This window comes from Algoriphagus litoralis, from assembly GCF_003259255.1.
GTDB lineage: Bacteria > Bacteroidota > Bacteroidia > Cytophagales > Cyclobacteriaceae > Algoriphagus > Algoriphagus litoralis.
Window position 1 is genome coordinate 245627 of the sequence record NZ_QGOL01000006.1, and the last position, 11731, is coordinate 257357.

8 protein-coding genes are annotated in these 11731 nt (G+C 44.0%); 4 read left to right on the forward strand and 4 right to left on the reverse strand.

Annotated features, from left to right (window positions below; all coding sequences use genetic code 11):
- Position 1: 1 nt before the first annotated feature.
- Positions 2 to 469, reverse strand: coding sequence for a SixA phosphatase family protein (locus DK188_RS06805; protein ID WP_111670053.1), 468 nt, complete (start codon positions 467 to 469; stop codon positions 2 to 4).
- Between the two features lie 157 nt (positions 470 to 626).
- Here DK188_RS06805 and topA point away from each other — a divergent pair, with 157 nt between their 5' ends.
- On the forward strand, positions 627 to 2954 hold the full coding sequence (gene topA, locus DK188_RS06810; RefSeq protein ID WP_111670215.1) for a type I DNA topoisomerase: 2328 nt from the start codon (positions 627 to 629) through the stop codon (positions 2952 to 2954).
- A gap of 373 nt (positions 2955 to 3327) precedes the next feature.
- Here topA and DK188_RS06815 read toward each other — a convergent pair whose 3' ends face one another.
- From DK188_RS06815 to DK188_RS06825, 3 genes are all read right to left on the reverse strand, one after another.
- A complete protein-coding gene (locus DK188_RS06815) occupies positions 3328 to 4122 on the reverse strand; it encodes a hypothetical protein (protein WP_157963183.1) in 795 nt (264 codons plus the stop codon).
- A gap of 376 nt (positions 4123 to 4498) precedes the next feature.
- Positions 4499 to 6799, reverse strand: a complete 2301-nt coding sequence (locus DK188_RS06820) for an OmpA family protein (RefSeq protein ID WP_157963184.1) — start codon at positions 6797 to 6799, stop codon at positions 4499 to 4501.
- A gap of 4 nt (positions 6800 to 6803) precedes the next feature.
- The gene (locus DK188_RS06825; protein ID WP_111670056.1) at positions 6804 to 7880 is read right to left on the reverse strand and encodes a hypothetical protein; all 1077 of its coding nucleotides are present in this window, start codon (positions 7878 to 7880) and stop codon (positions 6804 to 6806) included.
- A 600-nt stretch (positions 7881 to 8480) separates the two neighbouring features.
- Here DK188_RS06825 and DK188_RS06830 point away from each other — a divergent pair.
- The 3 genes from DK188_RS06830 (at position 8481) to DK188_RS06840 (ending at position 11727) form a co-directional block, all read left to right on the forward strand.
- On the forward strand, positions 8481 to 9188 hold the full coding sequence (locus tag DK188_RS06830; protein ID WP_111670216.1) for an SIR2 family NAD-dependent protein deacylase: 708 nt from the start codon (positions 8481 to 8483) through the stop codon (positions 9186 to 9188).
- Positions 9189 to 9273: 85 nt separating this feature from the next.
- Positions 9274 to 10614, forward strand: coding sequence for a flavin-containing monooxygenase (locus DK188_RS06835; RefSeq protein WP_111670057.1), 1341 nt, complete (start codon positions 9274 to 9276; stop codon positions 10612 to 10614).
- A 6-nt stretch (positions 10615 to 10620) separates the two neighbouring features.
- Positions 10621 to 11727: a serine hydrolase domain-containing protein gene (locus tag DK188_RS06840; protein ID WP_111670058.1), complete on the forward strand. Its 1107-nt coding sequence runs from the start codon at positions 10621 to 10623 to the stop codon at positions 11725 to 11727.
- Positions 11728 to 11731 lie beyond the last annotated feature (4 nt).

Here is an 11731-nt window from a genome sequence, read left to right on the forward strand (position 1 = left end):
CTTACTGCAGAACTTCCCTCAAAATCCCTGTTCCCAGCCCAATCATATACCATTCGCTGATTTCCAAATCGATAAAGGCCATCATACCTGGCAGCAATCCCACATAATTCCCATTTGTCAAGTGTGCTATTAGCACACTGATCGTGGGATTGTGTCCGATCATCATGCAGGATTGTGCATCTTTGGGTGTTTTTTCCAATAATTCCAGCAAGGTCTCCATATTCCCGTCATAGATATCCTTTGTATATTCTTCCAGCGCAATAGGCACATGTTTTTTAAGGATCTCGGCAGTTTCGCGGGTTCTGGTAGCAGAAGAACAATACATGAAATCTACGTGCAATCCACCCTGCAAAAGTATCTGGCCGAGGCGATTCAGATTTTCTTTTCCCCGGGAAGTCAGCTGTCGCTGAAAATCCACTCCATCCGAAAAGCCTGCCTCACCATGTCGTACAAGAATTAAATGCTTCATTTCGAAATCATTTTACCATTTCATTTCTACTGAAAATCCTCAAAAATCCATCCAATTCCAAAGTCAACATTTTTTATTATTTGGAGGAGAAAACTATGCCCTCTATTTTTAGCTTTTCGTAATTGGCCTTTCGGTCATGAAATTTCCCCTTTTCTCTATGTCAAAAAATCTAGTCATTGTCGAATCCCCTGCCAAAGCTAAGACCATTGAAGGTTACCTTGGCAAGGATTTCAAGGTAGTCTCCAGCTACGGTCACGTACGGGATCTCCCTAAAGGCGACAAAGCAATAGACATCAAAAACCGCTTCAAACCGACATATGAAGTCACTGCCGACAAAAAAGAGGTAATCAAAAACCTCAAATCCCTGTCCAAAGATGCCGACATGGTCTATCTGGCAAGTGACGATGACCGGGAGGGAGAGGCCATTTCTTGGCATCTCAAAGAAGTATTGAATCTCAAAGAAGACCGAACAAAGCGGATCGTTTTCAGAGAAATCACCAAAAACGCGATCACCAAAGCTATCGAAAACCCACGCGGAATCGACTATGATTTGGTCAATGCTCAGCAAGCCCGTCGGATTTTGGACCGTTTGGTAGGTTTTGAGCTTTCGCCTATCCTTTGGAAAAAAATAAAAACAGGACTTTCAGCGGGACGTGTCCAGTCAGTCGCTGTCCGATTAATTGTTGAGCGTGAGCGGGAAATCGAAGCCCACAAGGCCAAATCTTCCTTCCGGATCACTGCGGTATTTGAGGTGGAGGGAAGAACCTTCCAAGCCGAACTCCCAAAGAAATTTGAAACCAAGGCTGAGGCAGAAGACTTCCTCAAAAAATGTCTCGAGGCTTCTTTCTCCGTAGCAAATCTGGAGAAAAAGCCAACCAAAAAGACTCCTGCGGCACCATTTACCACGTCTACGCTTCAGCAGGAAGCTTCACGCAAGCTCTACTTCTCCGTAGCTCAAACCATGTCTGTAGCTCAAAAGCTCTACGAGGCCGGTAAGATCACTTACATGAGAACGGACAGCACCAACCTCTCTCAAGATGCGATGGCTGCCGCCAAAAGTGCCATTGAGCAGTCTTTCGGAGGACAGTATCACAAATCAAGACAGTTTACTACCAAGTCTGAAAGTGCTCAGGAAGCGCACGAAGCCATCCGTCCCACTGACTTTTCCCAAACTCAGGCTTCGGGAGACCGAAACGAGCAACGACTCTACGAACTCATTTGGAAGCGGGCCATTGCCTCCCAGATGGCCGACGCTGAATTGGAAAAAACGGTAATCACCATTGCCATTTCCAACTCCACGCTGAATCTGGTGGCGACAGGAGAAGTGATCAAGTTTGACGGATTTCTGAAAGTCTACCTCGAAGATACCGACGACGAACCTGAGGACGACGAAGAAGGCAACAAGTCACTTCTGCCTCCGATCAGCATCGGACAGGGACTGAACCTCCAAGAGATGAAAGGTCGGGAAACATTTAGCAGACCAGCCCCGAGATACACGGAAGCTTCTTTGGTGAAGAAACTTGAAGAACTGGGAATCGGCCGACCTTCGACCTATGCCCCGACCATTTCTACGATTCAAAAGCGGGAATATGTCGTCAAAGAAGCCCGCGATGGCACTCCGCGCAACTACGTGGAAATGAAGATCGCTAAGGGCAAATTTCAGGATTTGACCAAAACAGAAAATACCGGCGCAGAGAAAAACAAACTCTTCCCTACCAATATCGCCATGGTGGTCAATGACTTCCTGGTGGAGCATTTCCCGAATGTGATCGACTTCCACTTCACCGCAAGGGTTGAAAAGGAGTTTGATGACATCGCTGCAGGAGGACAGGATTGGCAGGATATGATCGACGGATTTTACGGCAAATTCCACCATAGCGTCGAGGAGACCGAGCAAGTGTCCCGTCAGGATGTCAATACCAGCCGCCTGATTGGCCAGCATCCGCAAAGTGGCAAAAACGTCTATGCTCGACTCGGGCGCTTTGGACCTCTGGTGCAGATCGGCGAGACTGAAGATGAAGAGAAGCAGTTTGCCAGCCTTAAAAAAGGTCAGTTTATCGAAAACGTCACGATGGAAGATGCCCTCGAACTATTCAAACTTCCCCGGGAAGTAGGATTTTTTGAGGACAAAAAGATGACCGCTGCCATCGGTAGATTTGGACCCTATATCCGACATGACAGTGCTTTTTATTCTTTGGGAAAAGAGCAAGACCCGATGAGCATCACCGAGGCAGAAGCCATCGAACTGATCCAAAACAAGCGGGAAGCAGATGCCAAAAAGCACATCAAAACCTTTGATGAAAATCCGGAAATCCAAGTCCTCAACGGACGCTGGGGCCCCTATATCAAAATGGGGAAAAACAACTACAAAATCCCCAAAGGAAAAGAGGCTGAGCAACTCACCTATGCCGAGACCATCGAGATCATCGAAAATCAACCGGATGCAGGGAAGAAAAAAGGCAAGTTTCCGGCAAAGAAAAAATAATCATAATCCGACCTCAAAAGGGTCGGATTTTTTTTGGATTAAAGGTTTTCAAAATCTAAATCATCCATACCTAATCCCTGTCGTGCTGTGGTAAGTCAAAGCACCCTTCCAATTCATGGAATTGAATTCAAGTTCATAAATTGATATGAAAATTGGAAAGAAATATCCTGGCTTTAACCCAAAAGGACATTTGGCATTAGTAAGTGGAATTGCAAATTCCAGAAAATAGAAAGGTGTAAAAACAATCTACCCCTAGCCTCAAGAGAAGCACAACCCAGTAAAACATAAGACTTCGCCGAGGTAGGGTGATCTATTCGTCACTTCCAAAAAACCAAGAAGATGAAAAAACTCCGACGAGATGGGAGCTTTTCAATCATTTGGGGAAAAGCAATACAACTACGGCTCTCCATCCCCAATCAGCCTTGCCTCCTGCTGGTGCTGCCAAATTCAGTCTTGGACCTACTGCAAATTGAATTTTTTGAGACCCAAGTGCCGTCACACCACTGACCGTGGGATTGAGCCATAGTGTCGTTTGATCTGAAATCCAGTTTTGGGTCCACTCGAGGTTTCCTCCTAGACCTGCACCAGAACTCCAGTTGTAGATCAAAAATGGCTGAACAAACAGCTGACTTACCTCAGGCCTATCTGCATCCCCAGCTACTGACCAAAGTTGATTGGCCAATGCTCCGATAGTCCATCCATTCGACTGTTTCAATGCAACAGCAGTTGGTCCCATTCCGAATTTTTTGGTGGTCAGAAAATCATTCGTACCCACAGGCAATAACAATGCGGGGCCCACTCCCCAAGTAAGTTTTTCTGAATTTTTAGGCGAAAAAAAAGCGGAGAGTACGGCATCACCCAGCCCGGATTGCTTCTGTCCTTCTCCGGTTATATTGTATTGGGTAACGATTGGCAAGACCACACGGGTGATCATATTGACATTCTTCCCGATGGAAATAGGTATTACAGGTTGAAAATTAAGTGTGTTTCGTGTGCCTCTATAAGTCCCTATCCCATAGTCCGTGTTATTCTGAAAGGGAATTGAAACCAAAGAAGCTATGGGATTAGCCAGTTTTTTTGCCAATTCTGCAGCATCATCCTGAGAATAAGCAGAAAAAGATATCCAGAGAAAAATGAATAAAAGCCAAGTGGGTCTATTAAGTTTCATGACTGTTTTGTGAGGTTTTCTATACTGAATATAAGCTTTTTGTAATTGAAAGAATAATTCCATCGGACATGAATGGAAACCATTTTCCACCGCTGAACTGCCTCAAGGAGCTTTCCTGAATTTGGCCTATAAAAAAAGAAAGAGGATTTTAAGTCGGGGAGCGCTCTTGGTTTGAGTATAGAATTGAGAAATCAAAAATTGGAAATACTGGCCTTCAATGGCTCATAGGTTTTGGAAATCAAGTCTAAACTTCCCAATCCTTAAAACATGAAGATACAAGATGAACATCACCTGAGCTCCACCAAAATTCTCCAGCGACACCTATGAAAAAGGCTCCTTCATGAGGAGCCTTTTGTGTTAAGATTCAGAATTTTACTTATTTCTTCTTGATTTCCACTCTTCTGTCTCCATCCTCGGAACCCTTGGCTCCTCCTCTACTGATCAAGCCTCCTGCCTCGGTGTGAATTCTGTCAGAGTTTAAGCCTTGCGTCACCAGATAGTCTTTCACGGCTAGGACACGTTTTTTGGATATTTCCAAATTATAGGAAACTGATCCGGTATTGTCCGCAAATCCAGTAAGGACAATCTCGGTAGCAGGATATTCCTTTAAATACATGATCAATTCCTCCAGCTTGTCTTTCTCTTTTTGATTTAGTTCGGTTTCATTGATCCCAAAGTAAACCTCTATTTTACTATGATCCAGCAAAATAAATTTTGGCTTAGGCTCAAGTTGAGCTGATGGTTGATTTAAGTTATCCAATGCTTTTTCCAGACTGTCGATCCGAATCGAATCCATCTGAATCTGACTCATCAAGAGGGAATCTCGCTTCATCTGTTCCAGCTCTTTGGACTTTTCCCCGGAATTGGAGATGGCGGCTGTTGTAGCCGCTGTTCCTCCCACTAACAGCGCATCTTTCAACAACTCATTATTTTTCTTTTCGAGCTTTTCTTGCTTTTTCCTATTCTTCTCTATTTTTCTTGCGGTTTTATCGTCGAGAGTTGATTCAGAGTTCACCTCGATCTCCTGCGAGGCTGTAGATGCAGTTTGGTCTGAATCGGGAATTTTGGAAGCGAATGCCATTATCATTGCCGAATCGCGCTTAGCTTGCGCGAGAAGCATGTCACTTCTGAATCGCTCCATTTCCTTCTCAAACTCGCTTCGCGAAATACTTTCAGAACTTGATCGAGCCTGATAGCTGTTTTGGGAAACGCTGTCCAGATAAACTGCTGTAGCTTCATTTCCAGAATAGATGATTTTACTTACCTGACCCGGATAAATCATCAATTCTCTAGTGATCGCAGCAGTATCAAGTGAAACTAGCCCCTCCATTTTAATTTGGTCAAGGGAATCCAAGTCAGAAATGATATCTGATTCAATCGTCGAAAGACCGGTGAGATTTCCCTGAATTCTCGCACGTTCATTTTCCAAATTGGTCAAGCGGGTGGTATTGAATTCTTCCGAAACAGTGGTATCTGATTTGGCAAGGCGAATGTTGGTATAGATCTGATCAAGGTAACTTTGGTTTCCGCTGATGGCAGATTGAATTGAGTCCAGAGAAGATTTGAGGTACGTTTTTTCTGTTTCAATATTCGCCAAAGTCATCGAATCAAGACTGACGCGCTCAGCATTCAATTTATTCTGCTCCCAGGATGGGAGTTGTATTACAGTGAAATAATTGTTCCCCTGCCGCTGTGTATTTTTGATCGAATCAGCCTTTGCCAATTGACTTTGGGAAAGTTGATCTGGCACAAAAGTATATCGGGGAACCACCACGGGCGTTTTAAAACTTGCTTTGTTAGGCCCAATGCTGAATTTTATTCCCACTCCATGATAGAGGTACCAATCAGGCCTTCTGTTGTCAAATCCTCTGTTATTATTCGCCGGATCGACCACATTGGTGCCCGGCTTGGCAGCATATTCCTGAAAATCTGAATCGTAGGTCAGGCGGTACTGACCAGCCACATCATCCAGATAATCTGATGAAGCTCTTTTAAAATCAGATTGTGCAAATAATTCTACACCGTTGGAAATCCGTATTCTGAATCCCAATCCCAGATGTGTATAGAGTGAAGTCCTGACATACCCGCCAGGAAGTTCAGTTTCCAAGTCGCTCAGATTGGTCTCAAATCTCCCGTCAGGAATAGTCCCAAGGTTTGTGTAATCGTATCTAGCCCCATTTTCATCCAGCAAATCGCCGAATACATTGAAAGTCTGAACACCAAATCCCAGAACTAAATACGGTGCAATTATGGACTTGCCGGACAATAGCCAGTTGTTGTCAGGCTTAAAAACCAAAGAAAGCCCTGCATCATAGAGGTTGGCTTGAAAATTGAGCGCACGATCAAAATTTTGGCCCGTAGTAAAGAGTGTTCCGTCATTTTGTACAAAACGATCACTTGAGCCAAATTGATAACTACCCGCTGTAAACATCAGTCCGACAGAATTTCCAAGTGCCCGCTCAGCAGATAGCTGAAAGGATAAATCGTTAGAATACTGCTTGTATCGGTTAAACAGCAGGGAAAACTGTCTGAAGTTATTCACTCCTAAAGGTCGGATGTCTCCAAAATAATTGGAAAAACCTCCGCTGAACCCAAATCTCCACTTATATCCATATTGCTGAGCAGAGGAAGGAAGCGCAAGCGCCAAAGCAATTATTACGATCAAATACTTTTTCATCTGCTTATTTTTTGTTTCCAAAACCCAACCAAATATTGAATTCTGCACTCAACCCAAGGAAAGGACTAAATGACCTCAATGAATTTCCGTTGGCTTGGTTCGTTGTAGTAAAAGTTCCCCCGGCATTTAACCGGATAAACCTGAAGAAATTATATCCCAATCCAAGATAAACCGGCCTGTCAAACAATGGTCCTTTTATGCTTTCCTCAAGTGAATTTTCCATCCCCCCTGAGACGAATACTCCGGTGCTAATCGACACGTTATTCATAAATTTGGTAAAAGTCCGATTGCCCAATGGAAAGGAAAAACCCAAATAAGGACTATACACAAATTCTTGCTGGGGAAGTGTCTTGGACAGGGAAATAGCACCATATCCCAAATTGATCGGAATTACATTCGCTTTCTTTTCGGATGGATAGTTTTGAAAAAACTTCTCGTCTACCCTGGCAAGCATGTTGGTACTGAGATACTGGTCTATTTCAGAAGAAACAATGGCCATCAGTTCATCCAAATATTTCTGGGAATATATTGCCTGTGCATTTTCATTCTCCCCTACTTCATCAACATTATATTTGGCGTTTCCCATTTTAAGGTTTTTACGTTGGTGAAGTTTGTTTCTCGTCAGGTCAGAGAATCCCGGGAATTGTAGTCCATTGGGCAATTCAAAATAGTAGGCTCCGGTCTCCACGATTTTGGACATATTGATCAATATCTGATCATCGGAATCTTCAAAGTGAATCCCGCCTCGTTTTATCGAAGTGATCGTATTCATATAGGTTGATAAATTGACCAGAATTAATTTTCTCAATTCCTCAATCTCTGGCTTTCCTGCTTTTTGATAGAAGCCAAACTCGACATGATAGTCTTCATTGGACCTGAGTGGCTCTTCAATTAAAATCTGGAAGGACAATTCATTGTACCCAAAAGGGGCTTTCCAAAAATAAGAATAGCCTGCATTCTGAGATTTCTTTGAGGGATATAGGGTCACCTTGACCAGCTCAACCCTACTTGGTATGGCTCCTCGGATGTAAAACTTTTCCTCAGCAGGGAGTGGCTTCCCTCCATTCAGCCGGTTCTGCAATAAATCAAAATTTATCGTAGTTAGAGCCTCTTGAGCTAGGATCGACCCTGAAAGAAGACAGAATAGAAAAACGAATAAACATTTCATTGACTTGGGTTTGGTGGAAAAGGTTAAAATCTAAATGGATGAACTACTCAATTACCAATACAATTTAAAAATTGTCAATCTAATTCCTTCACAAAAATTTAATCCTTAAAACAATATTCACTAAAAATTTTATTTTGTGAAAACAGAAAAAAACGATCCCCTTAAAAATTGCCTTCATTTGATCACACCCTTGTATCCTGCTCCATTGCGAATGGCTCTTTCGCTAGGCGAGCCACATTATGGACTTTATTCTCAAAAGACCTGATTTCCTCATCCTGAGCAGAATCGCGAGCAACCTTCACTGAATGAAGCAGTCTACCGACTTCACTCAGTGAGATCATCAAAGGGCAGGATACAGCTTCTAGTTATTAATAAACGGGTAACTGAAATAGGGCTGGTGAGCAGGCCAAATCAAGTCGAGGTATACCTAATAAAATTAAGCTACTGGTAGAATTGTGGATATACTTATTGTCTAAATTCAAGCAGAAAGTCTCAAAACAAATTTTAGTCAAATTGAACCGAAAAAAACTAGTCGTACTGTCCGGTGCTGGAGTCTCCGCAGAAAGTGGCATTCGGACCTTTCGTGACAGCAATGGGCTCTGGGAAAATCATGATGTCATGGAGGTGGCTTCGCCGGAAGGTTGGCGGAAAAATCGAGCCCTTGTGCTGGAATTCTACAACCAGCGAAGGAAGCAAGCCAGAGAATGCCAGCCAAACGAAGCACATCGGGCTTTAGCTCGACTGGAGGAATATCTTGATGTCCAGATCATCACTCAAAATGTCGATGACCTTCACGAGCGGGCCGGCTCGACAAATGTGCTTCATCTTCACGGTGAACTGAATAAAGCCCAAAGTTCGGTAGACCCAAAATTGATCTATCCGATGGATAATTGGGAAATCAAGGAAGGAGATCAATGCGAAAAAGGAAGTCAGCTTCGCCCATTTATCGTCTGGTTTGGTGAGGCGGTGCCCATGATGGTTCCGGCGATGAAAATCGCGGCACAGGCTGATTTTTTTCTGGTGTTGGGCACCTCTATGCAGGTTTATCCTGCTGCGAGTCTGATTGACTATGTACCCCGATCAGCGGCTAAATTCCTGATTGACCCAGCAAAGCCCGAATTTTCTCTTCCAAATGATCTCACTTTCATACAAAAGAAAGCTACTGAAGGAATGACTGTTTTCACCCAATTAATTCTCGAAAAAATCAAGATCGACGGGTGATTCTAGTCCCGGAAAAGAGAATTCACATTTTTTTATTCTAGATTAAAAGCCCCAATCAATACCCCAAATACCTAGCTTAAAATCTATGCAATTAAAAGTGGCGGTCATCGGTGCTGGCCCCTCAGGAATCACCGCTCTGAAAAACCTTCTGGACCAGGGTATCTCTGCTCTTGCCTTCGACAGAAACGAAGAGGTAGGTGGAAACTGGATCTACTCGGAGGACGAAAGCCATTCGAGCGTATTTGAGACCACGCATATCATATCCTCCAAGACCCTCTCCCAATACGAAGATTTCACCTTTGATGAATTCGATCCCGAGGCAGCAGATTACCCTTCGCATGATACGCTTCGCAGGTATTTTCAAGCCTATGCTGCAAAATTCAACCTCTACCCCCATATCCAATTTGGCACACTGGTGGAGCATTGCAAGCGGATCGATGCCCAGTCTTGGGAAATCACAACTTCCAAAAATGGCCTAGAAACTACTGAAACCTTCACGCACCTCGTCGTCTCAAACGGCCACCATTGGAAACCCCGGTATCCGGACTATCCCGGAACTTTTACAGGTGAATTCCTTCACTCGCATAATTTCAAAAAAGCCGAACCCTTTGCCGGAAAGCGCGTCTTGGTCATCGGAGGAGGCAATTCTGCCTGTGATGTAGCCGTAGAGACGAGCCGGGTATCTAAGAGCACAGCCATCAGCTGGAGACGTGGCTACTGGATCGCTCCCAAATTCTTTTTTGGCAAACCATCCGACAAAGTCGCTGAAGGAACCAAATGGCTCCCTGTGAAGGTGCGTTCATTCTTTAATGAACTGTTGTTGAAATTTTTCTGGGGAGATTACAAAAACTATGGCCTCAGACCTATCCAGGAACCCTTTGGCGCCACGCACCCTACCATCAATGATGAACTGATGCATAAAATCCGCCATGGAAAAGTAAAACCCAGAATGGACATCAGCCGATTTGAGGACAGACAGGTCATCTTTGAAGATGGAAAAACCGAGGAATACGATACGGTCATAGCTTGCACAGGCTACTGGCTGAGCCACCCATTTTTTGACAAAGATTTTATTGACTACTCTTCAGGTCCCGTACCACTCTACCTGAAAATGTTTCATTCGGCATATCAGAATCTGTACTTTATCGGGATGTTTCAGCCGCTGGGATGCATCTGGCCGGGAGCGGAATTGCAAAGTAAACTGATGGCTCAGGAGCTGATCGGTAACTGGAAACGCCCAGAAAATATTCAGGAACTTTGCGAAAAAGAAGTTACTCATCCGCACTATCAGCAGGTCAATTCTCCCCGGCATACCATTACTGTGGATTACCATCTTTTCGTCAAAGCACTCAAACGAGAACTTTCCAAAGCATCCGTTACCAAAAAATCACCTAGAGTTAGTCAGTCCGAACCTGTTTCTACTTGATTTTGGATGAAACGATTTAGCAAATACCTCCTTACTGCTCTTGCCTTTTGGCTCCTACTTTTTCTGGGCTGGGAGTGGTGGTATAGTTTTCCAAAAGTTAGATGGACTCCCATTTCGTTTCCTCAGACCCAGGAAGAAAAAATAGATTCGGTTTTAGTCCAAAGTCTCAGCGAGTATTTGATTCCGGGTATGGCAGCGGGAATCATCGAGGAAGGAAAAGTGACTTATCTCAAGGCATTTGGATTTGAAAATCTGGAAACCAAGGACTCGCTGACACTGCAGAGCCTGATTCCGGTAGCATCAGTCTCCAAGATCTTCACAGCGTTGACTCTGGCCAATTATGGTTTGGAAAAAGGCATAGGTATCGATACGCCTGTCAATTCCCTCCTTCCAACTGGCAAAAAATTGAGCTCCGAATATGACCATATCACCCTGCAACAGTTGCTAACGCATACCTCTGGCCTCAGCGATAGGCGGGGAATCGGAACTATCTGGAGAGGCAATGCGCAAAGAGACCTTAGTAACCTACCCAGCCAATTAAATCTACCCAACTTACAACAGCGGGAGTTCAAGTATGCCGATGCCAATTTTGACTTGATCGGTTATCTAGTGGAGACAATAGAAAATCAACCTTTTGAAGTCATTTCACAATCTAGGATTCTCACGGTTGGAGGTATGGAAAACGGCGAATATGTAACTCAGTGGCCTTTGGATTCCCTTGCTATCTCTGGATATCAGCGAACCTTAGTATGGAAACGAATCGAGGAAAAAGCGTTGGTTTTGGAGCGATTTCCATCGCCGTCCTCAGGATTGGTCCTCAGCTCAGCGGATCTAGCCAAGATCCTTCTTCACCTCAGTCGGGAAGAAATGGGAATCTTCGGTGATGAATTGGATTGGCTGAAAGGCAAAACCGATACCCCGGCAGGATTTCAATCCATTGTAATAAATGATATAGCGTTCATTGGTCATTTTGGAGGTCAGGGAGGACATAGCTCGCTTGTAATCTTTTCTCCAGAATTAGATCTAGCTTTTTTCCTTGTATCCAATGCACAGGATAAGTCCGATTTCAGAAAAGCAGTCGCAGGAGAAGTTTTAAAAATCAAAAGCAAATGACCAC